Source organism: Microbacterium dauci, assembly GCF_030065535.1.
GTDB classification, from domain to species: Bacteria; Actinomycetota; Actinomycetes; order Actinomycetales; family Microbacteriaceae; genus Microbacterium; species Microbacterium dauci.
The window spans coordinates 200,870-227,614 of the sequence record NZ_JASJND010000001.1; the positions used below are offsets into that span (position 1 = coordinate 200,870).

The window sequence follows — 26,745 nt, forward strand, 5'->3', positions numbered from 1 at the left end:
GACTGCACACACTCAGCGCGGCGGATCGATGACCGGGATCGAGGCGAGCAGACGTCGCGTGTAGGCGACCTGCGGCTGCAGCAGCACCTTCTCGGTCGGCCCCTCCTCGACGATGCGGCCGTCCTTCATGACCACGACCTCGTCGCACAGGTTCTGCACGACGCCGATGTCGTGCGACACCATGACGAGGGTCAGCCCATCGCGGACGCGGAGCTCGCGGATGAGCTCCAGCACCTGCGCGCGCACCGTCACGTCGAGCGCCGAGAGCGGTTCGTCGCCGACGAGCAGCCGCGGCCGGTGCACGAGCGCACGAGCCAGTGCGATGCGCTGCCGCTGCCCGCCCGAGAACTCGTGCGGGTACCGCTCGCCGGCATCCGAGGGCAATCCCACGTCGTCCAGCACCTCCCGCACCCGCGCTCTGCGGTCCACGTCGACGTCCAGCGCCCACAGCGGCTCGCCGACGATGCGGTCGACGCGCATCCTCGGGTCGAGCGACGCGTACGGGTCCTGGAACACGATGCCCGTCTCGCGCCGCAGCCAGTGGAGCGACCGAGCGGATGCCGCGGCGTCGACCGCCCGACCGTCGAAGGTCACCGAGCCGGCCGTCGGGGTGTCGAGCCCGAGCAGCAGCCGGACGAGGGTCGACTTGCCCGATCCGGACTCGCCGATGACCCCGAGCGTGCTGCCGGCGCGGACGTCGACGTCGGCGTCGTCGAGCGCGATGGTTTCGCGTACGGGGGCGAACAGCCCGGCGCGCGGCATCCGGTATCGGCGGGTGAGTCCCCGGGCGGACAGGAGGGCGGTCATCCGATGCCTCCCGGCTTCCACAGCGTCGCGGTCGCGTCGCGGAGTAGCCCCTGCGTGACGGGGGACTGCGGCGTCGTCAGGAGGCGCGAGAGCGGCCCCTGCTCGACGATGCGGCCCGACTCGAGCACGACCGCGTCGGTCGCGACCTGCGAGAGGACGGCGAGGTCGTGGGTGATGAAGACGAGGGACATGCCGTCTTCGTCGACGAGGTGCTGCAGGAGTTCGAGGATCTCCGCCTGGATCGTCACGTCGAGCGCGGTCGTCGGTTCATCGGCGATGAGCAGGCGCGGGCGGCATGCGAGCGCCATCGCGATGGCGACGCGCTGTCGCTGCCCGCCGGAGAGCTGGTGCGGGTAGCGGTTCACGATCTGCTCGGGGTCTGGCAAGCGCACACGTCGGGCCTCTTCAACCGCTCGCGCCCATGCCTCGCGCCGCGAGACGCCCCGCTGGTGGATGCGGATCGACTCGGCGATCTGCCGGCCGACGGTGCGGATGGGGTTGAGCGCGGTCTGCGGCTCCTGGAACACGATGCCGATCTCGTCGCCGCGGATGCCGGCGAGGTCGCGGTCGCGAAGCGTGAGCAGTTCGCGCCCCTCCCATCGCACGCTGCCCGAGGCGGCCGCGCCGTCGGGCAGGAGGCCCAGCAGGGCGAGGGCGGTGAGCGACTTGCCCGAGCCGGACTCGCCGATGAGGCCGGTGCGCGCGCCGGCCTCGACCTCGAACGAGACGCCGTCGACGACGCGGATGCCGCCGATCTCGACGACCAGGTCGGTCACGGTGAGGCTCATGCGACCACCGCCGGGGGAGGTGTCGCCGCACGAGTGGCGCGGCGGGCGAGTGTCGGGTCGGTGGCATCGCGCAGGCCGTCGCCGAGCAGGTTGAACCCGAGCACAGTGAGGGTGATCGCGAGGCCCGGCCACAGGACCGATCCGGGGTGGATCGTGATGAACTGTTGCAGTTCCGCCAGCAGCAGCCCCCACGAGGGCTCGGTGACGGTTGCGCCGAAGCCGAGGTACGAGAGCCCGGCCTCGGCGAGCACGGCGACCGCCATGCCCCAGGACAGCTGCACGATGAACACCGGCGCGACGTTCGGGAGCAGATGCCGCCACAGGTTCTGCCACGGCGTGAGGCCGCTTGCGCGTCCCGCGAGCACGAAGTCGCTGTGCAGCACCCGGCGGAGCTCCGGCCGCGTGACCCGTGCGATGTTGACCCCGAAGCCGAGTCCGACCGAGACGACGACGATCAGCAGCGAGCCTCCCCAGACTGCGGAGAGCATCATCGCGAGCAGCAGGACCGGGAACGCGATCAGGATGTCGACCGCGACCGCGACGCTCTCGCGCACCGCGCGCGGTGTGAGCGCCCCGAGGGCGGCCAGGGCGAGCCCGGTGAGCGTCGCGATGACCCCAGCTCCCACGGCGACCCAGATCGTCGTGCGGGCGCCCGCCATCAGCACGCTCAGGATGTCGCGCCCCGAGCCGTCGGTGCCGAGGAGGTTTGCGCCGCCGGGGCCCGCCCAGCGGTTGTCGATGTCGACGCGGAGGGGGTCGAACGGCGTCCAGAACACCGAGACGAGGGCGATCAGCGCGATCGCGACCACGACGAGCAGCCCGAAGCGGCCGGTCGCGGTCGCCCACAGGCGGGGGAGCCAGGCGAAGCGGCTCATGCTGCCTCCCGCTGTCGGGGGTCGATGACGCGGTGGAGCAGATCGACGAGGAAGCCCACGACGAGCACGAACCCGGTCAGGACGAGCAGCTCGCCCTGCACCTTCACGAGGTCGCGGTTGCCGGTGTCGGCGACGAGCATCCGGCCGATGCCCGGCAGGCTGAAGAGCTGCTCGATGACGACGGCGCCGACGATGATGCCCGCGACCTGCAGGCCCAGCACGGTGATGACCGAGAGCCCGACGCTCGGCAGGCCGTGCCGGAGGAGCGCCTGCGTGCGCGTGAGGCCCTTGGCCGCGGCAGTGCGGACGAAGTCCTGCCCGACCGCCTGCAGCGTCGCCGACCGGACGAAGCGCAGCAGCACCGCGCCTTCGACCACGCCGATCGTGAGCGCCGGAAGGATGAGGGCGCGGAAGGCCGCAACCGGATCGGCCCAGCCCGAGCGGGGGAACCCTTGTGCGGGGAGCCAGCCCAGCCACACCGCGAACACGACGACGAGCATCATTCCCGCCCACACCACGGGAACGGCGGCGAGCGCCTGCGCACCGAACGACAGAAGCGTGCCATCGACGTGTCGACGTCGGACCGCTGCGAGCACGCCGAACGGCACGGCGATGAGGAGCGCGACCATCAGCGCCATCACGCCGAGGGGGATCGTGACTTCCGCCTTCTCGACCAACTCGTCGAAGACCGGGGCGCCGTTGAGCTGCGAGGTGCCGAGGTCGCCGCGCAGGACGCCGCCGATCCAGTCCGCGTACTGCACCGGCAGGGGCCGGTCGAGCCCCAAGCGTTCACGGACCGCCGCGATCTGCTCGGGCGAGGAGTTCATCCCGGCGATGAGCTGGGCGACATCACCGGGAAGCACCCGGAGCGTGGCGAAGATGAGCGCGCTGGCGACGAACAGGCCCAGCACCAGCAGGGCCAGTCGAGTCAGCGCGTAGCGGATCACTCCTCGCTCTTGGTCAACTCTGCGAGGTTGAGCCGCTCGTTCACGTTCGCCTCCGGCATCCCCGAGACGGCGGTCGAGATCGCGAGCACCGAGGCGCCGTTGTACAGCCAGTCGGCGGCGTGGTCCTCGGAGACGATCCGAGCGGCCTCGGCCAGGAGTGCGGCGGCTTCGGCGTCGTCGGTGGCGGCGACGGACTCGGCGTACAGCTCCTGCACCTCGGGGTTGTCGTAGGTGAAGTAGTAGTCCGGGTTGGCCCAGTTCTCGAAGTCGCGCGCTTCGGTGTGCAGGACGAAGCTCAGCTCGTAGTCGCGGTTCACGTACACGTCGTTGATCCACGCCGGGAACTCCACCGGATCGACGTGCAGCGTCACGCCGACGTCGCGGAGGTTGGAGACGAGGATCTGCGCCACCGTCGTGCCGTACGCGGACGGGATCGTGAGGGTCAGGTCGAGGTCTTCGGCGCCCGCCTCGGCAAGCAGTGCCGTGGCGGCCTCCGGGTCGAACGGGGCGAGCTCGCTCAGGTCTTCGTACCCGGGGTCGAGCGAGGGGATCGGGCCGTACTGCGTCGAACCGGAGCCGAGCGCCGTGACGATCGCCTCTTTGTCGATCGCCTGGCGGATCGCCTGGCGCACGCGGACGTCGGCGAGTGGGCCCTCGGTGCTGTTGAAGGCGAGCGTCCCCTTGTCGGTCGATTCGCCCAGCACGAGTTCGAAGTCGCCGTTCGCCTCGACCTGCTCGCGCAGGTTCGCGTCGAACCCGGTGAGCACGTCGAAGTCGCCCGCTGCGGCGCCGCTGAGCGCGGCCTGGTTGTCGCCCACGTACGAGAAGACGACCTCGGCGACGCCGGCGGGCTCGCCCCAGTACTCGTCGTTGCGGGCGAAGGTGATGCTGTCGCCCTGCTTCCAGTCGGCGAGTGTGAAGGGGCCGGTGCCGTTCGCGGCCGTCTGACGGTCGGTCTTGTCGCCCTTCTTGAGGATGAGGCCGGCGCGACCGGTGAGGGTCCACAGCAGTGTCGAGTCGGGCTCGTCGAGCGTGAGGGTGATCTCGTCACCGTCGGCTGCGATGTCGGTGACGTGCGCGAGTCGCGCCGAATCGCGGTACTCGGGGGTGTCGCGCACCTGCGTGAGCGACCACACGACGTCCTCGGGAGTGAGTTCTTCGCCGCCGTGGAAGGTGACGCCCTCGCGGAGGGTGAAGGTGTAGGTGAGGCGATCGTCCGACACCTCGTAGTCGCTCGCCAGCGCGGGCACGATCTCCTGGTCGGCCGTGCGCGCGACCAGGCCCTGGTACACGTTGTCGATGAGGATCTGATCGAGTGCCGCACCCGCGGTCTCGCGGACGTCGAGGTTGCCGGGCTCCAGCACGAGGCGGATCGCGACGGATGCCGCGGGGTCGGGCGTCCCCGTCGTGGCGTCGTCGTCGGGGGTCTCGGCGGTGCAGCCGGTGAACGCCAGTGCGCCGGCGAGGAGCAGGCTCGTCGCGGCCAAAGCAGTGCGGCGGAACATGTGGGGGATCCTTTCGCGAGGACATGGGGCGTCGTTGCTGCCGACGCCTCGTGCTCGGGTGCGGGTTACAGCCTAGAGTCCCGCGGGACCGGTTCGGTCATCGGCCGCAGTGTCACGCATCGTCATGATCGACGCGCCACACGCCCGCGATGGTCTGTGCCAGATCGGCGGGCAGTTCCTCGTGGATGTTGTGGCCGGCGCTCAGCTCGAAGACCCGCGCGGTGGGCAGGCGTGTGGTGAATTCGTCGCGGTCGGCCTCGGTGACGAACCCTCGCGTGCCCCGGATGAGCGTGACGGGGGCAGTGACTGCGGCCAGGTGGTCCCATCCCTCCGCGGAGAGGATGCCCGCCCGCCCACGCTGCTGCGCATCGACGACGGCCGCCGCGTCGGGGTCTGCCGCGAGCCGGTTCGCGACGTGCGCGAAGTGGTGCTTCCACTCGACGCGGCCGTCCTCGCGCACGCGCGAGTTGAGGAAGACGCCGCGCTCGGCGGCCTCGCGCGACCCGCCGAGCCCGAACGACAGCGCGCGTTCGACGAGATCATCGCGCGACGCCCAGTCGGACGGGCCCGCGAAGAAGGCCCGGATCTGCGCGGCGCCGCCATTGGGATCGATGCCGGGGGAGATGTCGACCACGACGAGCGAGGCGACGAGCCGCGGGTCGGTCGCGGCGAGGGCGGCACCGGTCAACCCGCCCAGGGAGTGCCCGACGAGCAGTTGTGGCGCGCGGGTCCAGGCCGCGATCGCCGGGGCGATGTCGGCGGCGATCGTGGCGCCGGTGTACGCGGCATCCTCCCGCCAGGACGAGTCACCGTGACCGGGGAGGTCGAGGACGAGCGCCGGCAGGCCGAGCGCGAGCACGGTCGTGTCCCAGGTGTGCGCATTGAGGCCGGCGCCGTGCAGGAAGGTGACCTCGGGGGTCGCGAAGTCGGCGGCACCGGGTCGCCCGAACTGGAGCGCACTCAGCCGACGTCCGTCGGGGAGCGAGTGGAACAGTCGTCGCACCGGTGGGACCGCGACGCCCGCGGCCGCCGCCTGCGCGGGAAGGAACGAGAACTCGTCGTCGGGGGTGCTCACCGGGCCATTCTCACCGATCCGGCTGGGCATGGCGCGGGCGTCGGTAGTGTGGCGTCATGACGGATGAGCACCGCGTCCACCTCTCCCGTGCCGCCCGCCCCGCGTACGACGCACTCGATGCGTTTGCGACGACGGTGGGCGATCTCGCTGCGAAGGCGGGGATCGACGACCGGCTCAAGGAGCTGGCGATGATCCACGCGTCGCAGCTCAACGGCTGCGCGTACTGCGTGCGCGTTCACGTCGACCGTGCGGCGAAGGCGGGCATCACCGCCGACGACATCTCGCAGCTGGCCGTGTGGCGCGAATCCGGCGTGTTCAGCGAGCGCGAGCGCGCCGCCCTCGAACTCGCCGAGTGCTACGTCTTCATCCACGAGGACGGCGTCCCCGACGACGTGTACGACCGGGTCGGCGGTATCCTCAGCGAGCAGGAGTACGTCGCGCTCAGCTGGCTGCTCGTCTCGATCAACGCCTTCAACCGGATCACCATCGCGGGGAAGTACCCGGTGCCGCCACGGAAGGGCGCATGACCGACCTCCCCGGCGCGTTCAACTTCCGCGACGTCGGTGGGCTCCCGGCCGGCGCGGGCTCGACCCGCTCGGGCGTGCTGTTCCGTTCGGGGAACCTCGCGCGGCTGACCGACGACGGCCGCGCGGTGCTGCGGGAACGCGGCATCCGGCGCATCGTCGATCTGCGCGACGATGCCGAGGTCCGGTACGAGCCCTCGCAGCTCGGCGACCTCGACGTCGAGACGATCCGACTCCCGATGTTCGCCGGATCGGCCCTGTCGTTCTTCGACGAGGACCTCTCGCTCGACGACCTCTACCGGGCGCTGATCGACGGCTCGGCGGCTCGGCTCGTCGACGTGGCGCGCGCCGTGCTGGAGCGGCATCCGGTGCTCGTCCACTGCACCGTCGGCAAGGATCGCACCGGGGTGAGCGTCGCGCTCATCCTCGCCGCGGCGGGCGTCGATGAAACCGCGATCATCGCCGACTACGCGCGCACCGAGGGTGAGCTGCCCGCGCAGCGGAACGCCGTCGTGCTCGGTCACCTGCGTCGGATGTACCCGACGGCGCGGCACCTCGAAGACCTCGCGACCCGGTCGCCCGCGGCGGCGATGACCGCCGTGTTCGACGACCTGCGCGTGCGGTACGGCGGGCCGGTCGAGTATCTGCAGGCCTACGGCCTGACCGCCGACGAGCTCGCCGAGCTCCGTCGCGCGCTCGTCGGCTCAAGTCAGCGGCGGGGGACGTAGCGGCCGTCGGCGAGCCCTGCCTCGATCTCGAAGCGGTTGGTGAGGGGGTCGCGGCCGGCGAGGAGATAGAGGACCGGGAGCAGCAGCCCGTAGCGCTGCCACTGCGTCTTGTGGACCGCTTCGTGCGCGAGCAGACGGTCGTCGAAGCGCCCGTTCCCGGTGAGGAAGCACATGCCGACGCACACGCCGCCGCGGCCGAACGTCCACTCCGGCATCCCCCGGAAGATGAGAAGCCCCGAGCGGCGCTCGACCCGCCCGGTCGACCAGAGCATGCCCCAGGTCCATCCGAACGCGGTCCCGGCAGCGAAGCCGAGCCGGCTGATGGGGGAGTCGAGGAGGAACGCCGGGATCCACCGATCCAGGCGACGCCCCCGAGCCATGGCGCGTTCGGCGCGCGCCTCCCAGCCCGTCGGCGGAGCAGGACTCACGCGAGCGCCCCGACGATCCGCAGGATGGTGCCGAGATCGTCGACGGCGACGTCCGGCGACGACGGCGCGAACCCGGCGATCGAGGCGCCGACGAGCGGCATCCGGTCTCGGACGGCGCCGATCGCGGCGACCAGCTCCGCCGGCGTCACCCCGAACGGCACCGGGTCGAGGACGCCGGTGACGGTCGCCGGGTCGAGGACGTCCAGGTCGACGTGGATGTACACGGCGTCGGCGCCGGTCGCGACGACCGCGTCGGCGAGGGTGGCTGGATCGTCGAGCTCGCTCGCCGCGACGTGCCTCGGCTCTTCTGAGAACACGTGCGCGGCCTCATCGTCGTCGAACGTTCGCGCACCCGCGAGCACGACGCGGCCGGCGGGGACGAGCTGCGCGTCCACGAACGGGTTGGGGGCGCTGACCGCGCGGAGTGCCATCCCGGCGAGGGCGCCGGACGGCGAGGTCGCAGGGGTGTGCAGATCGCCGTGCGCGTCGAACCAGACGACGGCGAGCGACGGATGCCGCGTCGCAGCATGCGCGATCGCGGGGATCGCAACCGCGCAGTCGCCGCCGACGACGATCGCGGTCTCATCGTCCGCGGCCAGCGCGTCGCCGATCGCATCGCGCACGCGCGTGAGGGTGCTGAGCCGACGGATGCCGCTGCCGAGCGCCTCACCCGCTTCGGCGGGGACGTCGACCCGGCTCACTCGTGAGCGGGGCAGGTCGCCCGCGATCGCATCGGCGCCGTCGATGAGGCGCATCGCGCGGGGCGACGGCGAGCCCTGCCACTGCGGGACGACGACGAATCGGGTCACGGTGCCTCCAGCCCGGGGGAGCGGTGACGGCGCCGGTCCTGGCAGGGACCGGCGCCGTCGTGGGTGCGGTGTGTCAGCGCTCGATCGCGCCGGCAGCCCCACCGGTCTTCAGCGCGGCGAGCCGCGCCTCGACCTCGGTGAGCTCGCCGAGGTCCTCGAGCTGGTTGAACTGCGCGTCGATCGAAGATGCTGCGATCTCGGCCTTGCCTGCGGCGAGGGCCTCCTGGCGGCGGACCTTGTCCTCGAAACGGCCGAGCTCGCTCGTCGGGTCGAGCACGTCGATCGACTTGACGGCGTCGTGGACCTTGTTCTGGGCCTCGGCGGTCTTCGCACGCGCGAGCAGCTCGGAGCGCTTGGAGCGCAGCTGGTCGAGCTTCTGCTTCATGCCGTTGAGGCCGTCCTTGAGCTTCTCGACGACCTCGGTCTGCGAGGCGATCGAGGGCGCGATGGCACGGGCCTCGTTCTCCTCGCTGATCTGGCGCTGGAGCGCGATCTTGGCGAGGTTGTCGAACTTGTCGGCATCCGCCGTGTTGCCCGATCCACGCAGCTCGTCGGCCTTGCGGCTGGCGGCGATCGCCTTGTTGCCCCACTCGGCGGCAGCCTTCACGTCCTCGTCGTGGTCGCGCTCGAGCAGGCGCAGGTTGCCGATCGTCTCGGCGATCGCAGCCTCGGCATCGGCGATGTTGTTGGTGTAGTCGCGGACGAGCTGGTCGAGCATCTTCTGCGGGTCCTCGGCGGAGTCGAGGAGGGCGTTGATGTTCGCCTTCACCAGCGTCGAGATGCGGCCGAAGATGGACTGCTTTGCCATCGTGTTTCCTTTCCTAGCGGGAGGTCCCGAGATCTGAGTCTGTGTCTGTGTCTGTGTGGAGCGGCGTCGAAAGATCAGAAGCGACCGCCTCCCCGCCTGGAGCGGGAGCCTCCGCTGCTGCGACGTGCGCCGCCGCTGCGGGATCCCGAACTCCGTGAACCGCCGAAGCCTGAGCTCCGGGAGCGGGAGCCGCCGAAGCCGCCACCGAACCCGCCGCCGCTGTTCAGCAGCGAACCGAGGACGATGCCGCCCAGCATGCCGCCGATGTCCCCTCCGCCGCCACCGCTTCCGCCACCCGAGAACGCACCGACGTCGCGCTGCGCGAGGCTGATCGCCTCGGCGGCGAGGCTCGACGCCCGCTGCGCGAGCGCGAGGGACTGCTCCGGGTCGCTCTGCTGGAGCTGCGTCGCCTGCACGAGCGCGGCGCCGGCTTCGGCGAGACGAGTGCGCGCGGGGGCGCCCACGGCGCCGCGGCGCGCGGTGATGAAGTCTTCGCCCGCGGACACCTGCGCCTTCGCCTGGAGGATGGTCTGCCCGAGCACGCTGCGGGCGCGTTCGGCCCGTGCTTGTGCGTCGCGGATGCCGCCGAGCGCGGCGTCGATCGCGGTGTTGGCCCGTTCGAGGGCTGCGACGACGGTCAGCGGGTCTCGCGCCGTGCCGGTGAGCGCGGCCCGTGCGGTCTCGACCTGCTGACGAGTGGATGCCACGATCGGCGCGATGCGTCCGTCGGGGTCGGGTGTGGCTGCGGCCGCCGCGAGATCGGCTTCGAGGTCTGCGAGCAGCGCTGCGCCGTGCTGTTCGGCTGCGGCGAGGTCGCCGCCGAGCGTGTCGACCGCGACCTCGAGGGTGCGTGCCTGGTCGACGGCCTGCTCGGCCGCACGGATGGAGACAGCCGCAGCGGCGCCGTCGTTCGACGTGAGTGCCTGCTGCGCGGCGGCGAGCTGGGTCGCAGCGAAGTCGAGGCGGTCACGAGCCTGCGCCGGGTTGTCGGCGACGGTCGCGAGCGCCGAGGGCGCGTACTGCGCCGAGAGCTCGGTCACGCGCGCGGCGGCGGCATCCACCTCGGCGAGAGCCGCGGTGTGCGCGGCGGTGACGGTGGCCAGGGCGGCCGGCGCGTTCTTCGCGAGGTCTCGGAGCGAATCGAACGCTTCCGCCTTCGCATCGAGGGTGTCGTCGGCGCGTTCACACAGTGCGATGATCTCGCCGAGCCAGGCCCGCTGTTGCTCGGGACCGTCGGGGGTCCCGTCCTCGAGCCGCTGCTGGAGGGTGAACGCCGAGTCGAGCGCGGTGCGCGCGTCGGCGATGGCCTGGGCGAACTCCGCGGTCGCCTCTTCGCCGAACTCGGCGGCCGCGAACCCGAGCTCCTGCTGGCTGGCGGTGAGCGCGTCGTCGGTCTGGACGAGAGCGGATGCCGCACGTCGCTCGAGTTCTTCCAGCGGCACTTCGGTCTTCGCCGGCGCGCCACCGGAGCGACGGCGCTTTCGGACGAGCGCCCAGATGACGAGCGCACCGATCACGGCGACGACGAGGACGATGATCCACCAGCCCGATGCACCACCGCCGTTGCGCGCGTCGGCGAGACCGTCCGCGGCGCCGATCGCAGCGCCCGCCCAATCATCGGCGCCGAGCCGCGGCTCGATGTCGTCCCGCTCGATCGCGGTGATCGCGGCCTCGGAGATCGGCCCGGAGGAATCGGCCGACAGGTAGTAGGCGCGCCCTTCGGTGGCGATGGCGAGCAGGTACTGGTCGGGTCCGAGGTTCCCTTGCTTCGCGGTCTCGTTGGCCCATTCCTCGGCGGATGCCGGTGACGTGAACTCGTCGACGTACACGACCCACAGGTCGAGGTCGGCCTCGGACGACAGCGCTTCGAGGTGATCGTTCACCCGTGCTTCGTCCGCGTCCGTGAGGACGCCGGCCTGGTCGACGACGCGATCGGCGTCGAGGGACACGGGCTCGGTGGCCGACGCGACGCTCCCGAAGGCGAGCGAGGCGAGCGAGATCAGAAGCGTCGCCGCGAGCGCGGGAAGCCGTCGAGATCGCATCCGTCCCTCTCCTCCGGGGCGTCGGCGGGCCGTTCCAGGAAACCGAGCGGCCCTTCCGCGAGTCTATGCCGCGTGCCGTATGCCTCGATAGCGGCATCCGCTCGGAGCGCCTGTGTGTTCCCCAAGTGTTCCTTGCGTAGGCTCACGGCTTCGGAGGTGCTGTGGACGATCGGTATGGGACGGACGTGCTCGCGAAGGGGTGGCGCGACGTCGGCAAGAAGCAGGTGGCGCGCGTCGCCGCCGACCGCGACCTGGTGGTCGAGGTGGCGGGCGACGACTTCGTCGGGGCTGTCGTGGGCGTGGCATCCGGTCACGTCGAACTCGAAGACCGGCACGGGCGCACCCGGCTGTTCCCGCTCGGCAAGGGCTTCCTCGTCGACGGGGCACCGGTCGAACTCGTTGCGCCCGCCATCGCCGCGCCGACGGGCCGTGCGCGCACGGCTTCGGGATCGTTTGCGGCACCGCAGCAGCGCGCCCGCGTGGCTCGGGCGTCGCGGATCCTCGTCGAGGGCAAGCACGACGCCGAGCTCGTCGAGAAGGTGTGGGGCGACGACCTGCGCGCCGAGGGCGTCGTGGTCGAGTTTCTCCAGGGCCTTGACCTGCTCGAAGCGGTGCTCGCCGAGGAGCCGCCGACGGCGGAGCGACGCTACGGCGTGCTCGTCGACCACCTCGTCCCGGGGTCGAAGGAGACCCGCATCGCCGAGCAGATCCTTCGCGGCCCGCACGGGCGGCACCTCAAGATCGTCGGGCACCCGCACATCGATGTCTGGCAGTGCGTGCAGCCGGCGACCCTCGGGATCCAGGCATGGCCGAACGTGCCGCGCGGCGTGGACTGGAAAACGGGTGTGAGTCGCGCGCTCGGCTGGCCCGCCGACGACCACGTCGACATCGCCCGCAACTGGCAGCGGATCCTCGCCTCGGTGAAGACCTACCGCGACCTCGACCCCGCACTCCTCGGCCGCGTCGAGGAGCTCATCGATTTCGTGACCTCGTGACCGGCCGCAGAAGGGGCCCCGCGCCCGATGCGCACCCGGCCGCCGGATACCCTGGAGGCGTGTCTGACGCTCCCGATGCTCCGCCGCGCTACCGCGACAAGCCGGTCTCATTCGTGCGCCGCAGCGGTCGGATGAGCGACGGGCAAGAACGTGCCTGGACCGACCTCGGTCCGCGCTACGTCATCCCCGTCGAACGGGATGCCGCTGCCACGAGCATCCTCCCCGGGTCGCACATCGAGCCCGGCGACGTCTTCGGTCGCACCGCACCACTCGTCGTCGAGATCGGCTCCGGCCAGGGGCACGCGATCGTCCACGCCGCTTCGTCGACCCCCGACACCGACTTCATCGCCGTCGAGGTCTTCCGCGCCGGCCTCGCGCGCACCATGCTCGATGCCGATCGTGCCGGCGCGCGGAACCTCCGCCTTGTCGAGGCGAACGCGCCCGAAGTGCTCGAGCACCTGCTGCCCGCGGCATCCGTCGACGAGGTCTGGATCTTCTTCCCCGACCCGTGGCACAAGGCCAAGCACAACAAGCGCCGCCTCGTCGCGCCGACGTTCCCGCCGATCGTCGCCCGCGCGCTCCGGGGCGGCGGCGTGCTGCGGCTCGCGACCGACTGGGAGGACTACGCGCTCCAGATGCGTGAAGTCATGGCGGATGCCGCCGACTTCGAGCCCGTGTTCGAGGGAGAGTGGGCGCCGAGGTTCGACGGCCGCACGATGACCGCCTTCGAGCGGAAGGGCATCGCGAAGGGCCGCGACATCCGCGACCTCACCTACCGACGCCGACCCCGGGACGCCTAAGCGTGCGCGGCGCGGCGACCGAACGACCGATCCTCGCGATCGGCATGGTGCCCGCGCTGCTCGTGTGCCTCGCGGCTCCCGCGTTCTTCGTCCTGCTGCAGCCGTGGCTCGGCTGGCTGCTGCTCGCGGCAGGTCTCGTGCTGGCGGTGTTCGTGGACCGTCGGCGGCCGGCGGGCGAGGTCGTCGCCGTGGGCGCGCGTCTGGGGACTGCGGCATCCGTGGGGGTGGCCCGTCGGCCGAGCCTGACCCGCGACCTGTCGCTGATCGCGATCGGGCTGCTCATCGTCAGCGCGGTGCCACTGAAGGCCGAGCTCGATAACGCCGCTATGGTGCGCTTCACCCTCGCCCTCGGCGGGGCAGTGCTGGTGCCGTATCTCGTGTCGCGGTTCGTCTACCGTGATCACGCCATCCGCTTCCCGTGGCGGGGTGGCGGGCGCTGGAAGGCCTGGCAGTGGACGTGGCTGGGGGCGGTGCTCGTCCTCGGTTGGCTGATCCTGCCGTTCTACTTCATCACCTCGGGCGTGTACGAGAACTGGCCCGTCGTCGACACACCCGACCTCATCGCGCGCCTCTTCGTCGGCGTGGGCGCGGTCGGCATCTGGGACGAGTTGTTCTTCATCTGTACCTGCTTCGCGCTGCTGCGCCGGCACTTCGCGGATGCCACGTCGAACGTGCTCCAGGCGATCGTGTTCGTGTCGTTCCTGTGGGAGCTCGGCTATCGGGCCTGGGGGCCGGTGCTTACGATCCCGTTCGCACTGCTGCAGGCGGTCATCTTCCTCCGCACGCGCTCGCTCGCGTACGTCGTGACCGTGCACCTGCTGTTCGACGCCGTCGTCTTCGGGGTGCTCGTACACGCCCACAACCCGGGTCTCGTCGACTGGCTGTTCCTCGTCCCCGCGCCCTGACGATCGGTCAGATGAGCGCGAGGAGTGCGGGGCCGAAGACGACGAGCGCCGCGACCGGGACGACGAGCGCGCCGATCGCGACGACGCCGATGACGGCGATGTTGCCGAGGATCGAGAGCACCGCCGCGGCGGATGCGGAGGTACGGGAGGGATGCCGGGGGAGCGACGCGGTTGCCATGCTTCGACGCTACGAAGCGCGGCATCCTCACCGCGTCCGCCGCCAGACGCATCCGCATCATCCTCCGGGATGATCTGCACCGGATCTGCACAGGCGGCGTGGCTATCGTGGGGAGCGGATCCCGACCGGATCCCCGGACGACGGTTCAGTACCCGGTGAGCGACAAGACTGGCCAGGAGCACAGTCATGTTGTCGTGGATCGTTCTCGTCGTCTCCGGTGTCCTCGAAGCCGTGTGGGCGACCGCCCTCGGTAAGTCCGAGGGGTTCACCAAGCTGTGGCCGACCGTCGTGTTCGGCGCCGCACTCGCCCTGAGCATGGGCGGCCTCGCCTTCGCGCTGCGCGAGATCCCGACGGGGACCGGCTACGCGGTGTGGGTCGGCATCGGCGCAGCCCTGACCGTCACCTACGCGATGATCACCGGCGCCGAATCCGTGTCGCTGCTGAAGGTCGTGCTGCTGCTCGGCCTCGTCGCCTGCATCGTCGGGCTCAAGCTCGTCGGCGGCGAGCACTGACGACGACGGCCCGGATCTCGAGTGAGATCCGGGCCGTTTCGTACGCCGTGCCCCCGGAGGGATTCGAACCCCCGACTTCTGGTACCGGAAACCAACGCTCTATCCCCTGAGCTACGGAGGCGTACCGATCGAGACTATCACCGTGCTCGCCGCGCCCCGGCATCCGCCGACCCTCCAGCGCCGAACTCGCCTAGCCTGGAGTGATGACCGTCGAGGCGCAGGAACTCGGTGCGCGGGCCCAGCTCGCCGCGCTCCCCGGCGCAGCGGCGGACGATCCGATCCTCGCCTTCGCCCAGCGGATGCCACGCGCCGCGACCGCGCGATCGGCGGCGGTGCTCATGCTGTTCGGCGTCCTCGACGACCGCCCCGGCGGACGCGACGCGCAGGCGGCTGCGGTGTCGCGCGACCTCGATGTGCTCTTGCTCTCGCGGGCGGAGACCCTGCGTGCGCACCCCGGTCAAGTCGCCTTCCCGGGCGGGCGCGTCGACCCCGATGACGCCGATGTGGTGGCCGCCGCGCTCCGGGAAGGCGAGGAGGAGACGGGGCTCGACCCGAGCGGCGTCGAGGTGCTCGGCACCCTCCCGGCGATCCCGCTCGAGCACTCCGGGCATCTCGTCACCCCGGTCCTCGCGTGGTGGCGGCATCCGTCCCCGGTCGCCGTCGTAGACGAAGCGGAGTCCGCTGACGTGTTCCGCGCACCCGTCGCCGATCTGCTCGATCCCGCAAACCGCGGTGTCACCGTCCTGCGGCGGGACGCACAGACCTTCCGGGGCCCGGCGTTCCTGCTCCCGACGGCTCGTGGCGAGCGACTCGTCTGGGGCTTCACCGCGATGATCCTCGACGGCCTGTTCACCCGCCTCGGCTGGACCGAGTCGTGGGACGAACGACGCGAGATCCCGCTCGCGCCCCCGCCTCGATGACGAACCCTGACGAAAGGAATCCCCAATGGCACACGTTCTCCTGATCGGCGGACACGGCAAGGTCGCACTGCTGGCCGAGCCGCTCCTTGTGGCATCCGGTCACGAGGTCACCGCCGTGATCCGCAATCCTTCGCACGAAGCCGAGGTCGCCGCGACCGGCGCCACGCCACTCGTCGCGGACATCGAGGCGTTGGACACCGCACAGTTCACGCAGTTGATGGATGGCGCGGATGTCGTGATCTGGTCGGCGGGTGCCGGCGGGGGAGACCCGCGCCGGACGTACGCCGTCGACCGTGACGCCGCGATCCGATCGATGGATGCCGCGCTCGCGGCCGGCGCGCGCCGGTACGTGATGGTGTCGTACTTCGGCGCCGGACCCGACCACGGTGTCGACCCCGATAACTCGTTCTTCGCCTACGCCGAGGCGAAGGCAGCCGCCGATGTGCACCTCGCGGCGTCGGCGCTCGAGTGGACGATCCTCGCACCGTCCGCGTTGACCCTGGACGCGCCGACGGGTCGCATCGACACCGCAGCGGAGACCTCGGGGTCGGTGTCGCGCGCCGACGTGGCAGCCGTGGTCGCGGCATCCGTCGACGACGACTCGACCATCGGGCGGACGATTAGCTTCAACAGCGGTGACGTCCCGATCGCGGAGGCGATCCGCGCCTGAGTGTCAGCGCGGCGCGGTCACGGCGCGACGGGCTCGAGCGGTGCCTCGGTGCCCGCGTCGGTGGTCGCGCTGCGATCGCGCAACGCCTCGGCGAGCTTCTCGGCGAGGTAGGTGTGCCCGGCGTCGGACGGGTGCTTGTTGCCGACCCCGGTGTCGATGTAGTCGAGATAGTTCGACGGCGTGATCCACTGCTCGGTGAGCGGCGAGATGTACCACCAGCCGCGCTCGGCGGCCTCGGCCTCGAGGTCGCCGTCGATGCGCGCGGTCCCCTCGTCGACCGGGAACTGGTGCGGCGTCGGCCCGAAGATCACGATCTGCGCGTTCGGGTAGGTCCGCTCGAACCGGTCCCACACTTCCGCGACACGCTCGCGGTACCCGCGGGCACCCTGCAGGCGGTCGTTGATCGAGCCCTGGATGATGACGAGGTCGTAGTCCTCGGCGGGATCGAGCCAGCTCGCACGTGTGCCGAACTCGGGGCCGTCGATGCCCGGCTTCATGTACCCCGATCCGCGGACGCCGTCGACGGTCACATTCCACCCGGTGAGGTCGCCGAGCTGATACGCGTACCCGTCGGTGGGTCGAGTTGCGGCCGACCCGTACGTCCACGAGTCGCCGAACACGAGCACGTCGGCGTCCGCCGGCACAGAGAGCGCTTCGGTGCTGATGCCGGATGCGCCGACGGCCGCCGAGTCGATCGCCGAGGGTCGATTCCACGGCTGCCATGCCGACAGCGCGACGACCGCGGCGACCCCGGCCGCGATGGCGCCGAGGCCCCACGTGCGCGCGCGTCGTTCGGAAGTCATGCGAAGAGGGTAAGCGATTCCGGATGACACCGGCGCCATGGGTTCCCACGCGTGCGAGGATTGCTCGGTGCAACGCCTCGTCCGAGCTGAACTCGACCTCGACATCGAAGGCTCGCTCGACCTGATTCTGGCGGTCGCGGTGTCGAGCGTGACCCCGCTTCGCGCGGAATCGTTCACGATCGAGAGCGACGCCGGTGCGCTGCAGCCCGACGAAGTCGGCGACCTCGTCGGCACCCGCTTGCACCGCCTGCGCGTCGAGCCGGGACCGGTCCGCGTCCGGTATCAGGCGACCGTCGAGACCGGTGCGCCGCCGCTCGACGCCGACGGCCTGCAGACTGCGGTCTTTCTCCGGCCGAGCCGGTACGCGCCGTCGGACGCCGTGTTCGGGCATGCCCGCAGACAGTTCGGCGGGCTGCGCGGTGCGGAGCTGCTGACCGCGGTCGAGCAGTACGTCTTCGACTCGGTGACCTACTCGCCAGGGCTGTCGCAGGGCACCGATTCAGCACTCACCACCCTGTCCACGGGGCAGGGGGTGTGCCGCGACTATGCGCACCTCGTCATCGCGCTGCTGCGCGCCATGGACGTCCCTGCGCGCTACGTCGCCTGCTACGCGCCGGGGCTCGTCCCCATGGACTTCCACGCCGTCGCCGAGGCGTGGCTCGACGGCGCCTGGCGCGTGCTCGACGCCACCAGGCTCGCGAACCGGCACGGCCTCATCCGCATCGCCACCGGGAGGGATGCCGCCGACTGCGCGTTCCTCAGCTACTACGGGGGCAACCTCGCGTTGCAGCGGATGGTCGTCGACGCGGTCGTCGAGGGTGACACGGGCGTCATCGCTGCGGCATCCGATCCGCTCATGGACGACCGGACGGCACTGGTCACGATCGGCTGATCCGGAGTCGTCTCCCGCCCCGTGCGCGGCACTAGTGTGTAGGCAATCGATATACCGTGTGAGGTCTTCGAACCGCTCTGGGGGCAGATGTGAAGACGGCTGACGACGCCATCCGGCGCGCCATCATCGAGGACTACGGCGTGGTCGGGCGCCCGCCCGAGCCCGACCTCGAAGGCCTGGTGCAGCTCGCCGCGACCGTCTGCGACGTGCCCACGGCGGTCATCAACCTCATCGACGACCGGTTCCAGCATCAGATCGCCGCGGTCGGCTTCGAACCATCGGACTGTAGTCGTGAGGACTCGATGTGCGCCGTCGTGTTCCGCAAGCCCGGGCACACCGTGGTCCGCGATGCGACGCTCGACGACCGGTTCGCCTCGAATCCGTTCGTGACGGGCGAGATCGCGAACGTCCGCTTCTACGCGTCGAGTCCCCTCGTCACGCCAGTCGGAGTGCCGATCGGGTCGATCTGCGTGTTCGACGACTACGCCCGCGATCTCGCCGATGACGACAGCGCTGCGCTGAAGCTGATCGCGCACCAGATCGTCGACGTGCTGGAGCTGCGCCGCATCACCCGTGAGCTCGGCGAATCGAACGAGCAGCTCGAAAGCTTCGCTGCGCAGGTCGCCCACGATCTGCGCAACCCGCTCACCGCACTCACCGGGTACATCGAGCTCGCCGCCGAGGTCCCCGAAGTCGCCGACCTGCCGGCGGCGACGCGCGCGCTCTCGCGGGCCGAGTCTGCCGCCGAGCGGATGGCGGGCATGATCGGCCGCCTCCTCGACTACGCCCGGGTGGGCGGCGCGCCACTGCGACCGAAGGCCGTCGACGTCGCGCCGCTCGTGTCCGCCACCGTTGAAGATCTCCGCAGCGCCGGCGTCGACCACGACGCCGAGGTCATCGTCGACGCGTCGACGACGGTGAATGGCGACCCCACACTCCTCGGCGTCCTGATCCAGAACCTCGTCGGCAACGCCATCAAGTTCGCCGGTGCCCGCGGCGACCGTCCTCGCGTCGAGGTGCGGACGGAGGCTGTCACCGGGGGCGTCCGGCTCACGGTGGACGACAATGGCCGCGGCATCCCGGAGGACGAACGCGACCTCGTGTTCGAACCGCTCGAGCGCGGGTCGAACACGGACGCGCCGGGGTTCGGGATCGGGCTGTCGACCTGTCGCCGTGTCGTCGAAGCACACGGTGGTCGGATCGGGATCGACACGGCGCCGCTCGGCGGTGCCCGCGTGTGGGCGGTCTTCCCCGCCTGACGGGGACCCAAGGCGTCGGCGGCGACCCGCCGAACGTAGACTTGGAGGGCTATGAACCCCGACGCCCTCTCCGCCGCCCTGCTCGCCGTCATCGCCCCCCTCGTCGAGGCGCGACGCGTGGGCGCATCCGACGGTCTCACCGCCGCCGACTTCCCGGTGGAGCGCCCGAAGAACCGCGACCACGGCGACTGGGCGTCCAACGCCGCGCTCAAGCTCAGCAAGCAGGTCGGTGCGAACCCGCGCGAGCTGGCGGCTGAGATCGCCGACGCGCTCGGCGCCGCCGATGGCATCGCATCGGTCGAGGTCGCCGGGCCCGGGTTCATCAACATCCGATTGGATGCCGCTGCCGCGGGCGCCCTCGCGAAGACGATCGTCGAGGCAGGCGCCGCGTTCGGCTCCAACCGCTCGCAGGACGGCAACTCGATCAACCTCGAGTTCGTGAGCGCGAACCCGACCGGTCCGATGCACATCGGCCACACCCGTTGGGCCGCGCTCGGCGATGCGATCGCGCGCCTCCTGCTCGCCAGTGGCGCGACGCTCGTCCGCGAGTTCTACATCAACGACGCCGGCGCGCAGATGGAGCGCTTCGGTCGCTCCGTGTTGGCTGCGATCAAGGGCGAGCCGACTCCCGAGGACGGGTACCCGGGCGCCTACATCGACGAGCTCGCCGCGCGCGTGAAAACTGCCGAGCCGGGCATCCTCGACCTCCCCGAGGACGAGCAGGTGACCGTCGCCCGCGACCGTGGCTACGAGTTCCAGCTCGGCGACCTGCAGGCGTCCCTCGTGAAGTTCAACGTCCACTTCGACGTGTGGTTCAGCGAGCGGACGCTCCACGCCGCCGGTGAGGACGGAGCTCCGAGCCTCGTCGACGAGGCCGTCGACCGCCTCCGCGAGCAGGGCCACGTCTTCGACCAGGAAGGCGCCGTCTGGGTGCGCACGACCGACTTCGGCGACGACAAGGACCGCGTCATCCGCCGTTCGAACGGCGAGTACACCTACTTCGCCGCCGACGCCGCGTACTACCTCAACAAGGGCGACCGCGGCTTCGCGCACAAGATCTACCTGCTCGGCGCCGACCACCACGGCTACGTCCACCGTCTCAAGGCGCTCGCCGGTGCGGCGGGCGACGACCCCGAGAAGGACATCGAGGTGCTCATCGGGCAGCTCGTTTCGGTGAACGGTGCACGCCTGTCCAAGCGTGCCGGCAACATCATCGAGCTCGACGACCTGCGCGACTGGCTCGGTACCGACGCGCTGCGCTACTCGCTCGCGCGCTACCCGGCCGACTCGCCGCTGACGCTCGACCCCGAGATCCTCCGCAAGCGCACGAACGACAACCCCGTCTTCTACGTGCAGTACGCGCACGCCCGCACGCACAACGTCGCCCGCAACGCGGCCGACTCGGGTGTGATGCGCGACGCGTTCGCGCCGGAGCTGCTCGACCACGAGACCGAGTCGGCGCTCCTCGGCGCGCTGCAGGAGTTCCCACGCCTGGTCGCCTTCGCGGCCGAACTGCGCGAGCCGCACCGCGTCGCGCGCTACCTCGAAGAGCTCGCGAGCCTGTACCACCGGTGGTACGACTCGTGCCGCGTCACCCCGCTGGGCGACGAGGAGATCACCGACCTGCACCGCACGCGCCTCTGGTTGAACGACGCGACCGGTCAGGTGCTGCGCAACGGCCTCGACCTTCTCGGTGTGAGCGCACCCGAGCGGATGTGACGTGACGACCTCGAACGCGCCACGACGCCGCCGGAAGGCGGGGTGGATCGTCGGCGCGGTCGTGGTGGTGCTCGTCGCACTGATGGTCGGTGCCGAAGTCGTGGCGCGTACGCTCGCGCCGACGATCATCCGCGACCAGCTCGTCGCGAACCTCGGGCTCGCCGAGGACCAGCAGATCGATGTCGGGCTCCCCGGTCCGGTGCTGTTGCCGTATCTCGTCGTCGGCAGCCTGACCGAGATGACGTTGTCAGCGCAGGACGTCGAGGTCGAAGGACTCACCGGTGACGTCGAGGTCGCCCTCCAGGACGTGCCGGTGTGGGGTGGGACGGACTGGAGTGGCGGGCAGGCGCGCGTCACCCTCGACGAGGCGCAGATGCGAGCGCTCCTCGGACAGGCCGACGGGTTCCCGGTCGACAGCTTCAGTCTCGACGACCCCGAGGTAGCGCTCGACACCGAGCTCGAGCTCTTCGGACAGGCGATCCCGCTCGGCGTGCGGCTCGAGGTCGGCGCCGAAGAGGGCGACATCCTGCTCTCCCCGACGACGTTCCTCCTCGCCGGCACCGAGATTTCTGCCGATGCTCTGCGCCAGCAGGCGGGGCCGCTCCTCGGCTCGTTCGCCGAACAGTGGCCAGTGTGCATCGCGGAGTACCTTCCCGCGGCGCTCACCCTCACCGACGTCGCCGTCGACGGGGCCACCGTCGTCGCTGATTTCGAGATCGACAGCGCGATCCTGCGCGACGCGTCGGCGCAGCAGTCGGGCACCTGCGACTGACGTCGGCGGACTGTCCCGGGGCGTCACACGGTCCGGGTCGGGCATAGACGGTGCCCTAGACTGTGGGCACTGCGCGGGCGTGGTCATGCCGCCGGCCAGTACCCGTTCCCACACCGATTGGTGCCCCTGCGTGTCCACCGCCTCCGAACGTCCGGCCGTGCCCGAGTGGCTCGTCGCGCCGGAAGACGCGAACGCCCTGGTCTCTGGTGTCTGGCCAGATGCCGCCGTCCGCGACGACCACGGGGTGCTGCACCTCGGCGGTGTCGCCGCGACCGATCTCGCCGCGCAGTTCGGCACGCCGCTCTACGTCCTCGACGAAGATGCCGTCCGCGCTCGCGCCCGGCGGGTCCGTGAGGCGTTCGAGTCGGCGGCATCCCGTCACGACGGCGCCGTCCGCGTGTATTACGCCGGCAAGGCGTTCCTCTCGACCGAAGTCGTCCGCTGGGTGACCGCGGAGGGCCTGCGCGTCGACGTCGCTTCGGGAGGGGAACTCGCCGTCGCGCTCGCTGCCGGTGCGGAGCCATCGCGCCTCGGCCTGCACGGCAACAACAAGCTGCTGCCCGAGATCGACACAGCCGTGCGGGTCGGCGTCGGCACGATCATCCTCGACAGCCTCGTCGAGATCGAGCGGGTCGCCGCCGCCGCAGCCGAAGCCGGGACGGTGCAGGACGTGCTCGTGCGCGTCAACAGTGGCGTTCACGCCGAGACCCACGACTTCCTCGCGACGGCGCACGAAGACCAGAAATTCGGCTTCGCGCTGACGGATGCCGCGGCCGTCGTCGCCCGCATCCGCGAGCACGCGTCGCTTCGCTTCGTCGGCCTCCACTGCCACATCGGTTCGCAGATCTTCGGCACCGCGGGGTTCGCGGAGTCGGCGGCCCGCCTCGTCGAGGTGCACGCCGAGCTCCTCGCCGGAGGCGATGTGCCGCTCCTGAACCTCGGGGGAGGATTCGGCATCGCCTACACGACGAACGACGACCCCACACCGATCGAGGCGCTGGCCGACGGCATCGTCGACGCCGTCGCGCGCGAGTGCGCGGGCCGCGGTATTCCGCTGCCCGAACTCGCCTTCGAGCCCGGTCGCACCATCGTCGGGCAGGCCGGCGTCACGCTGTACTCGGTCGGCACCGTGAAGCCGGTGCGGGTCTCAGACGACCTCGAGCGTCGATACGTGAGCGTCGACGGCGGCATGAGCGACAACGCCCGCCCTGCGCTCTACGGCGCGCACTACTCCGCACGGATCGCTTCGCGCACGAGCCCGGCTGCCCCCGCACTCAGCCGCGTCGTGGGTCGTCACTGCGAGTCGGGCGACATCGTCGTGGACGCGGAGTACCTGCCGGGCGACGTCGCCCCCGGCGATCTCCTCGCGGTGCCCGCCACCGGCGCCTACTGCTACTCGCTCGCGAGCAACTACAACTATGTGCCCCGCCCGCCCGTCGTGGCGGTCGCCGGCGGCACCGCCCGTCTCATCGTCCGCGGCGAGACCGTCGACGACCTGCTCGCGCGCGACGTCGGTGTCGTGCGCTCGTCTCCGGAGGGATCCGCATGATCGAACCCCGCCGCCTCCGTGTCGCGCTGCTCGGCGCGGGCGCCGTCGGATCGCAGGTCGCCCGCCTGCTCGTGACGCACGCCGACGAGCTCGCCGAGCGCGCCGGCGCCCCGCTCGACCTCGTCGGCATCGCCGTGCGCGACGTCGACGCGCCGCGCGAGGTCGACCTGCCCCGTGAGCTCTACACGACGGATGCCGACACGCTCATCGCCGGCGCCGACATCGTCATCGAGGTCACCGGCGGGCTCGAGCCCGCGCGCACCCGAATCCTGCACGCACTGAACTCCGGCGCCGACGTGGTCACCGCCAACAAGGCGCTGCTCGCGACGCACGGCACCGAGCTCTTCGAGGCGGCCGACCGCGTCGGGGCGACCGTCGCCTACGAGGCCGCCGTGGCCGGCGCGATCCCGATCATCCGCCCGCTGCGCGACTCGCTCGCCGGCGATCGCGTGCGCCGGATCATGGGCATCGTCAACGGCACGACGAACTACATCCTCGACCGCATGGACCGCGAGGGATCCGACTTCGACGAGGTCCTCGCCGACGCGCAGCGCCTCGGCTACGCAGAAGCCGACCCGACCGCCGACGTCGAGGCCTACGACGCCGCGCAGAAGGCGGCGATCCTCGCGAGCCTCGCCTTCCACACCTCGGTGCCGCTCGACGCGGTCCACCGCGAGGGCATCACGCACATCGACGCCGGCATCATCGACGCGGCACGCAAGGCGGGCTATGTCGTCAAGCTGCTCGCCGTCTGCGAGCGTCTCGTCGACCAGCCCGACGCCGCGCCGACCGGTGAAGCGATCTCGGTCCGCGTGTACCCCGCACTCGTGCCGCGCGAGCACCCGCTGGCATCCGTCCACGGCGCGAACAACGCGGTGTTCGTCGAGGCCGAAGCTGCCGGCGACCTGATGTTCTACGGCGCCGGCGCGGGCGGCGTGCAGACCGCCTCGGCCGTCCTCGGCGATGTCGTCTCGGCCGCCCGCCGCCACCTCGCCGGTGGTCCGGGCGTCGGCGAGTCAACCCGTGCGAACCTCCCGATCGTCCCGATCGGGCGCATCTCGACGAGCTGCCAGATCACGCTCGAAGTCGACGACAAGCCGGGCGTCCTCGCCACGGTCGCCGGCATCCTCAGCGACGGACGCGTCTCGATCGCGACCGTCGAACAGACCACCTCGGCCGGCACCGCCGACGAGGCATCCGAGGGCGCGATCGCGCACCTCGTCATCGGAACCCACACGGCACGGGAGCAGGATCTCTCCGACACCGTCGACCGCCTCGCCGCGAACCCCGCGGTGCGGCGGGTGGTGTCGGTCCTGCGCGTAGAAGGAGACTGAGATGGTGCATGTCTGGCGCGGAGTCCTCCGCGAGTTCGCCGATCGGCTCGGCGTCACCGACGCCTCGACCGTCGTCACGCTGGGGGAGGGCGGCACGCCGCTCATCCCGGCGCCGTCGCTGTCGAAGCTGACCGGTGCCGACGTGTACGTGAAGTTCGAGGGCATGAACCCGACCGGGTCGTTCAAGGACCGCGGCATGACCGTCGCGCTCTCGCGCGCCGTCGAGCACGGCGCCGAGGCCGTCATCTGCGCCTCGACCGGCAACACGTCGGCGTCGGCAGCGGCCTACGCCGCGCACGCGGGCATCACCGCCGCCGTGCTCGTTCCCGAGGGCAAGATCGCGATGGGCAAGCTCAGCCAGGCCGTCGCCCACGGCGGGTCGCTCATCCAGATCCGCGGCAACTTCGACGACTGCCTCGAGATCGCCCGTGAGCTCGCCACCGGCTACAAGGTGCACCTGGTGAACTCGGTGAACCCCGACCGTATCGAGGGTCAGAAGACCGCCGCGTACGAGATCGTCTCCCAGCTCGGCGACGCGCCCGACTTCCACTTCATCCCCGTCGGCAACGCCGGCAACTACACCGCGTACTCGCGCGGGTACCGCGAAGAGGCCGAGCGCGGCGTCGCCACGCGCGTGCCCCGCATGTTCGGCTTCCAGGCCGAGGGTTCCGCGCCGCTCGTCCGCGGCGAGGTCGTCCGCAACCCCGAGACCATCGCCTCGGCGATCCGCATCGGCAACCCCGCCTCGTGGGATCTCGCCCTCGAAGCGAAGGCCGCGACCGACGGCTGGTTCGGCGCGATCGACGATGAGCGCATCCTCGCGGCCCAGAAGCTGCTGTCGAGCACTGTCGGCGTCTTCGTCGAGCCGGCATCCGCGATCAGTGTCGCGGGCCTGCTCGACCGCGCCGAGGCGGGCGTCATCCCCGCCGGCGCGAAGGTCGTCCTCACCGTCACGGGCCACGGCCTCAAGGACCCGCAGTGGGCGCTCCGCGCCGCGGACGGCTCGCAGGTTGAGCCGCTCGTCGTCGACGCGACCACCAGCGAAGTCGCTTCGGCACTCGACCTCACGCCCGTTCAGGGATGACCACGCCAGGACGCAGCGTCGCCGTCAGCGTTCCGGCGACGAGCGCGAACCTCGGCCCGGGGTTCGACACGCTCGGCCTCGCGCTGAGCGTCCACGACGAGCTCGTCGTGACCGTGCTCCCTGGGCCCGGCCTCGAGATCGAGGTCACCGGCGAGGGTGCGGCCGACGTCCCCACGGATGCCTCGCACCTCGTCGTCCGCTCGATCGCGTACGCCTTCGAGGCGGTCGGCCGCACCATGCCCGGCATCCGACTCACGGCGCACAACACGATCCCGCACGGCCGCGGCATGGGGTCCTCCGGCGCAGCCGTCGTGGCGGGCCTCCTCGCCGCGAAAGGTCTGCTGGCAGGCGACGTCGAGCTCGGCCCCGAGACGTTGCTGCGCCTCGCGACCGAGATCGAGGGGCACCCCGACAACGTCGCACCGGCGCTGTTCGGCGGCCTCACGATCGCGTGGGTCGACGACTACGGCCCGCAGCACAAGAAGCTCGGCGTGCACCGCGGCGTCTCGCCGCTCGTGTTCGTGCCGGAGTTCACGATGTCGACCTCGGTCGCCCGCGGGCTCGCGCCGCTCCAGGTGACCCGCGAGGACGCCGTGTTCAACGTCTCGCGGTCGGCGCTGCTCATCGCCGCGCTCACCCAGAGCCCCGAACTGCTCATGGCCGCCACCGAGGACAAGCTGCACCAGTCCTATCGCGCCCAGGCCATGCCCGAGACCGACGCACTCGTCCGGGGCCTCCGAGCAGCGGGGTTCGCGGCGGTCGTCTCGGGTGCCGGACCCAGCGTCCTCGTCCTCGCCGACGGTCCGGGCCGCCGGCTCGACGCCGCCCAGCACGCCGCCTCCCTCACCGACACGCGGTGGCTCCCGCTCCTGCTGGCCGTCGATGTCAAGGGTGGTACAGTGAGGGACAACACGGAGGATGCCACGTAGTCACGTGAATCTGCCCTCCATCGCAATCTGCGAAGCACCGCACATCCCCACTCATCGGGTCGGCGCATCACCTGGGTTCGCCTGAAC

28 protein-coding genes, 1 tRNA gene and 1 riboswitch are annotated in these 26,745 nt (G+C 71.0%); of the genes, 16 read left to right on the forward strand and 13 right to left on the reverse strand.

The window, feature by feature from the left end; genetic code table 11:
• Positions 1–12: 12 nt before the first annotated feature.
• The 6 genes from QNI14_RS00890 to QNI14_RS00915 form a co-directional block, all read right to left on the reverse strand.
• On the reverse strand, positions 13–807 hold the full coding sequence (locus QNI14_RS00890) for an ABC transporter ATP-binding protein (protein WP_283714305.1): 795 nt from the start codon (positions 805–807) through the stop codon (positions 13–15).
• On the reverse strand, positions 804–1,595 hold the full coding sequence (locus QNI14_RS00895) for an ABC transporter ATP-binding protein (RefSeq protein WP_283714306.1): 792 nt from the start codon (positions 1,593–1,595) through the stop codon (positions 804–806). Before QNI14_RS00895 ends, QNI14_RS00890 begins: the two co-directional genes overlap by 4 nt.
• On the reverse strand, positions 1,592–2,470 hold the full coding sequence (locus QNI14_RS00900) for an ABC transporter permease (protein WP_283714307.1): 879 nt from the start codon (positions 2,468–2,470) through the stop codon (positions 1,592–1,594). Before QNI14_RS00900 ends, QNI14_RS00895 begins: the two co-directional genes overlap by 4 nt.
• Positions 2,467–3,417 carry an ABC transporter permease gene (locus tag QNI14_RS00905; RefSeq protein ID WP_283714308.1) on the reverse strand — a complete coding sequence of 317 codons (951 nt, stop codon included), beginning with the start codon at positions 3,415–3,417 and terminating at the stop codon, positions 2,467–2,469. The genes QNI14_RS00900 and QNI14_RS00905 overlap by 4 nt, the downstream gene beginning before the upstream one ends.
• Complete coding sequence (locus QNI14_RS00910) at positions 3,414–4,922, reverse strand: ABC transporter substrate-binding protein (protein WP_283714309.1); 1,509 nt, start codon at positions 4,920–4,922, stop codon at positions 3,414–3,416. Before QNI14_RS00910 ends, QNI14_RS00905 begins: the two co-directional genes overlap by 4 nt.
• A 112-nt stretch (positions 4,923–5,034) precedes the next feature.
• Positions 5,035–5,997, reverse strand: coding sequence for an alpha/beta fold hydrolase (locus tag QNI14_RS00915; protein WP_283714310.1), 963 nt, complete (start codon positions 5,995–5,997; stop codon positions 5,035–5,037).
• 56 nt (positions 5,998–6,053) lie between these two features.
• Here QNI14_RS00915 and QNI14_RS00920 point away from each other — a divergent pair, with 56 nt between their 5' ends.
• Together QNI14_RS00920 and QNI14_RS00925 are read left to right on the forward strand one after the other, a co-directional pair.
• Positions 6,054–6,524 (forward strand): carboxymuconolactone decarboxylase family protein, encoded by a 471-nt coding sequence (locus QNI14_RS00920; RefSeq protein ID WP_283714311.1) that lies wholly within the window; start codon positions 6,054–6,056, stop codon positions 6,522–6,524.
• Positions 6,521–7,249 (forward strand): tyrosine-protein phosphatase, encoded by a 729-nt coding sequence (locus QNI14_RS00925; protein WP_283714312.1) that lies wholly within the window; start codon positions 6,521–6,523, stop codon positions 7,247–7,249. Before QNI14_RS00920 ends, QNI14_RS00925 begins: the two co-directional genes overlap by 4 nt.
• Here QNI14_RS00925 and QNI14_RS00930 read toward each other — a convergent pair.
• From QNI14_RS00930 to QNI14_RS00945, 4 genes are all read right to left on the reverse strand, one after another.
• Positions 7,231–7,629, reverse strand: coding sequence for a Fe-S oxidoreductase (locus QNI14_RS00930; protein WP_430539232.1), 399 nt, complete (start codon positions 7,627–7,629; stop codon positions 7,231–7,233). The genes QNI14_RS00925 and QNI14_RS00930 overlap by 19 nt on opposite strands.
• Positions 7,630–7,673: 44 nt before the next feature.
• Positions 7,674–8,486, reverse strand: a complete 813-nt coding sequence (locus QNI14_RS00935; RefSeq protein WP_283714314.1) for an arginase family protein — start codon at positions 8,484–8,486, stop codon at positions 7,674–7,676.
• 73 nt (positions 8,487–8,559) lie between these two features.
• On the reverse strand, positions 8,560–9,294 hold the full coding sequence (locus QNI14_RS00940; protein WP_283714315.1) for a PspA/IM30 family protein: 735 nt from the start codon (positions 9,292–9,294) through the stop codon (positions 8,560–8,562).
• Between the two features lie 74 nt (positions 9,295–9,368).
• Entirely contained in the window at positions 9,369–11,336 is a 1,968-nt protein-coding gene (locus tag QNI14_RS00945) for a TPM domain-containing protein (RefSeq protein ID WP_283714316.1), read from the reverse strand.
• A 161-nt stretch (positions 11,337–11,497) separates the two neighbouring features.
• On the opposite strand from QNI14_RS00945, the gene QNI14_RS00950 reads away from it, so the two are divergent.
• The 3 genes from QNI14_RS00950 (at position 11,498) to QNI14_RS00960 (ending at position 14,036) form a co-directional block, all read left to right on the forward strand.
• Positions 11,498–12,331 carry a DUF3097 domain-containing protein gene (locus QNI14_RS00950; protein ID WP_283714317.1) on the forward strand — a complete coding sequence of 278 codons (834 nt, stop codon included), beginning with the start codon at positions 11,498–11,500 and terminating at the stop codon, positions 12,329–12,331.
• A gap of 131 nt (positions 12,332–12,462) precedes the next feature.
• Positions 12,463–13,131 carry a tRNA (guanosine(46)-N7)-methyltransferase TrmB gene (trmB, locus tag QNI14_RS00955; protein ID WP_283714847.1) on the forward strand — a complete coding sequence of 223 codons (669 nt, stop codon included), beginning with the start codon at positions 12,463–12,465 and terminating at the stop codon, positions 13,129–13,131.
• 44 nt (positions 13,132–13,175) lie between these two features.
• Positions 13,176–14,036: a CPBP family intramembrane glutamic endopeptidase gene (locus QNI14_RS00960; RefSeq protein WP_283714848.1), complete on the forward strand. Its 861-nt coding sequence runs from the start codon at positions 13,176–13,178 to the stop codon at positions 14,034–14,036.
• Between the two features lie 7 nt (positions 14,037–14,043).
• Here QNI14_RS00960 and QNI14_RS00965 read toward each other — a convergent pair whose 3' ends face one another.
• Positions 14,044–14,214, reverse strand: a complete 171-nt coding sequence (locus tag QNI14_RS00965) for a hypothetical protein (protein WP_283714318.1) — start codon at positions 14,212–14,214, stop codon at positions 14,044–14,046.
• Between the two features lie 112 nt (positions 14,215–14,326).
• Positions 14,327–14,391: riboswitch (guanidine-III (ykkC-III) riboswitch) on the forward strand.
• Between the two features lie 12 nt (positions 14,392–14,403).
• Here QNI14_RS00965 and QNI14_RS00970 point away from each other — a divergent pair.
• Positions 14,404–14,727 (forward strand): DMT family transporter, encoded by a 324-nt coding sequence (locus QNI14_RS00970; protein ID WP_283714850.1) that lies wholly within the window; start codon positions 14,404–14,406, stop codon positions 14,725–14,727.
• Positions 14,728–14,775: 48 nt separating this feature from the next.
• Here QNI14_RS00970 and QNI14_RS00975 read toward each other — a convergent pair.
• Positions 14,776–14,848 (reverse strand) — tRNA-Arg (locus QNI14_RS00975).
• 82 nt (positions 14,849–14,930) lie between these two features.
• On the opposite strand from QNI14_RS00975, the gene QNI14_RS00980 reads away from it, so the two are divergent.
• Positions 14,931–15,647 (forward strand): NUDIX hydrolase, encoded by a 717-nt coding sequence (locus QNI14_RS00980; RefSeq protein ID WP_283714319.1) that lies wholly within the window; start codon positions 14,931–14,933, stop codon positions 15,645–15,647.
• 25 nt (positions 15,648–15,672) lie between these two features.
• Positions 15,673–16,317, forward strand: coding sequence for an NAD(P)H-binding protein (locus QNI14_RS00985; protein WP_283714320.1), 645 nt, complete (start codon positions 15,673–15,675; stop codon positions 16,315–16,317).
• 17 nt (positions 16,318–16,334) lie between these two features.
• Here the strand turns inward: QNI14_RS00985 and QNI14_RS00990 are convergent, their stop codons facing one another.
• Positions 16,335–17,120 carry an SGNH/GDSL hydrolase family protein gene (locus QNI14_RS00990; RefSeq protein ID WP_283714321.1) on the reverse strand — a complete coding sequence of 262 codons (786 nt, stop codon included), beginning with the start codon at positions 17,118–17,120 and terminating at the stop codon, positions 16,335–16,337.
• A 67-nt stretch (positions 17,121–17,187) separates the two neighbouring features.
• On the opposite strand from QNI14_RS00990, the gene QNI14_RS00995 reads away from it, so the two are divergent.
• The 8 genes from QNI14_RS00995 (at position 17,188) to thrB (ending at position 26,658) form a co-directional block, all read left to right on the forward strand.
• Positions 17,188–18,012, forward strand: coding sequence for a transglutaminase-like domain-containing protein (locus QNI14_RS00995; protein WP_283714322.1), 825 nt, complete (start codon positions 17,188–17,190; stop codon positions 18,010–18,012).
• Between the two features lie 89 nt (positions 18,013–18,101).
• Entirely contained in the window at positions 18,102–19,271 is a 1,170-nt protein-coding gene (locus QNI14_RS01000; protein ID WP_283714323.1) for a sensor histidine kinase, read from the forward strand.
• A gap of 51 nt (positions 19,272–19,322) precedes the next feature.
• Positions 19,323–20,990 carry an arginine--tRNA ligase gene (locus tag QNI14_RS01005; RefSeq protein ID WP_283714324.1) on the forward strand — a complete coding sequence of 556 codons (1,668 nt, stop codon included), beginning with the start codon at positions 19,323–19,325 and terminating at the stop codon, positions 20,988–20,990.
• A gap of 1 nt (position 20,991) precedes the next feature.
• On the forward strand, positions 20,992–21,762 hold the full coding sequence (locus QNI14_RS01010) for an LmeA family phospholipid-binding protein (protein ID WP_283714325.1): 771 nt from the start codon (positions 20,992–20,994) through the stop codon (positions 21,760–21,762).
• Positions 21,763–21,892: 130 nt separating this feature from the next.
• Entirely contained in the window at positions 21,893–23,311 is a 1,419-nt protein-coding gene (gene lysA / locus QNI14_RS01015; RefSeq protein WP_283714326.1) for a diaminopimelate decarboxylase, read from the forward strand.
• Positions 23,308–24,645 (forward strand): homoserine dehydrogenase, encoded by a 1,338-nt coding sequence (locus tag QNI14_RS01020; protein ID WP_283714327.1) that lies wholly within the window; start codon positions 23,308–23,310, stop codon positions 24,643–24,645. Before lysA ends, QNI14_RS01020 begins: the two co-directional genes overlap by 4 nt.
• A gap of 1 nt (position 24,646) precedes the next feature.
• The gene (gene thrC / locus QNI14_RS01025) at positions 24,647–25,729 is read left to right on the forward strand and encodes a threonine synthase (RefSeq protein ID WP_283714328.1); all 1,083 of its coding nucleotides are present in this window, start codon (positions 24,647–24,649) and stop codon (positions 25,727–25,729) included.
• Positions 25,726–26,658 (forward strand): homoserine kinase, encoded by a 933-nt coding sequence (gene thrB / locus QNI14_RS01030; protein WP_283714329.1) that lies wholly within the window; start codon positions 25,726–25,728, stop codon positions 26,656–26,658. Before thrC ends, thrB begins: the two co-directional genes overlap by 4 nt.
• Positions 26,659–26,745: the final 87 nt, after the last annotated feature.

Excerpts from the sequence above, each read along its gene's own strand:
- QNI14_RS00910 (WP_283714309.1), bottom strand. The coding sequence starts at position 4,922 with ATGTTCCGCCGCACTGCTTTGGCCGCGACGAGCCTGCTCCTCGCCGGC.
- QNI14_RS00930 (WP_430539232.1), bottom strand. The coding sequence starts at position 7,629 with ATGGCTCGGGGGCGTCGCCTGGATCGGTGGATCCCGGCGTTCCTCCTC.
- QNI14_RS00920 (WP_283714311.1), top strand. The coding sequence starts at position 6,054 with ATGACGGATGAGCACCGCGTCCACCTCTCCCGTGCCGCCCGCCCCGCG.
- QNI14_RS00965 (WP_283714318.1), bottom strand. The coding sequence starts at position 14,214 with ATGGCAACCGCGTCGCTCCCCCGGCATCCCTCCCGTACCTCCGCATCC.
- trmB (WP_283714847.1), top strand. The coding sequence starts at position 12,463 with ATGAGCGACGGGCAAGAACGTGCCTGGACCGACCTCGGTCCGCGCTAC.
- thrB (WP_283714329.1), top strand. The coding sequence starts at position 25,726 with ATGACCACGCCAGGACGCAGCGTCGCCGTCAGCGTTCCGGCGACGAGC.
- QNI14_RS00980 (WP_283714319.1), top strand. The coding sequence starts at position 14,931 with ATGACCGTCGAGGCGCAGGAACTCGGTGCGCGGGCCCAGCTCGCCGCG.
- QNI14_RS00900 (WP_283714307.1), bottom strand. The coding sequence starts at position 2,470 with ATGAGCCGCTTCGCCTGGCTCCCCCGCCTGTGGGCGACCGCGACCGGC.
- QNI14_RS00895 (WP_283714306.1), bottom strand. The coding sequence starts at position 1,595 with ATGAGCCTCACCGTGACCGACCTGGTCGTCGAGATCGGCGGCATCCGC.
- QNI14_RS01005 (WP_283714324.1), top strand. The coding sequence starts at position 19,323 with ATGAACCCCGACGCCCTCTCCGCCGCCCTGCTCGCCGTCATCGCCCCC.
- QNI14_RS00945 (WP_283714316.1), bottom strand. The coding sequence starts at position 11,336 with ATGCGATCTCGACGGCTTCCCGCGCTCGCGGCGACGCTTCTGATCTCG.
- QNI14_RS00990 (WP_283714321.1), bottom strand. The coding sequence starts at position 17,120 with ATGACTTCCGAACGACGCGCGCGCACGTGGGGCCTCGGCGCCATCGCG.
- QNI14_RS00890 (WP_283714305.1), bottom strand. The coding sequence starts at position 807 with ATGACCGCCCTCCTGTCCGCCCGGGGACTCACCCGCCGATACCGGATG.
- QNI14_RS00960 (WP_283714848.1), top strand. The coding sequence starts at position 13,176 with ATGGTGCCCGCGCTGCTCGTGTGCCTCGCGGCTCCCGCGTTCTTCGTC.
- QNI14_RS00940 (WP_283714315.1), bottom strand. The coding sequence starts at position 9,294 with ATGGCAAAGCAGTCCATCTTCGGCCGCATCTCGACGCTGGTGAAGGCG.
- QNI14_RS00925 (WP_283714312.1), top strand. The coding sequence starts at position 6,521 with ATGACCGACCTCCCCGGCGCGTTCAACTTCCGCGACGTCGGTGGGCTC.
- QNI14_RS01020 (WP_283714327.1), top strand. The coding sequence starts at position 23,308 with ATGATCGAACCCCGCCGCCTCCGTGTCGCGCTGCTCGGCGCGGGCGCC.
- QNI14_RS00985 (WP_283714320.1), top strand. The coding sequence starts at position 15,673 with ATGGCACACGTTCTCCTGATCGGCGGACACGGCAAGGTCGCACTGCTG.
- thrC (WP_283714328.1), top strand. The coding sequence starts at position 24,647 with ATGGTGCATGTCTGGCGCGGAGTCCTCCGCGAGTTCGCCGATCGGCTC.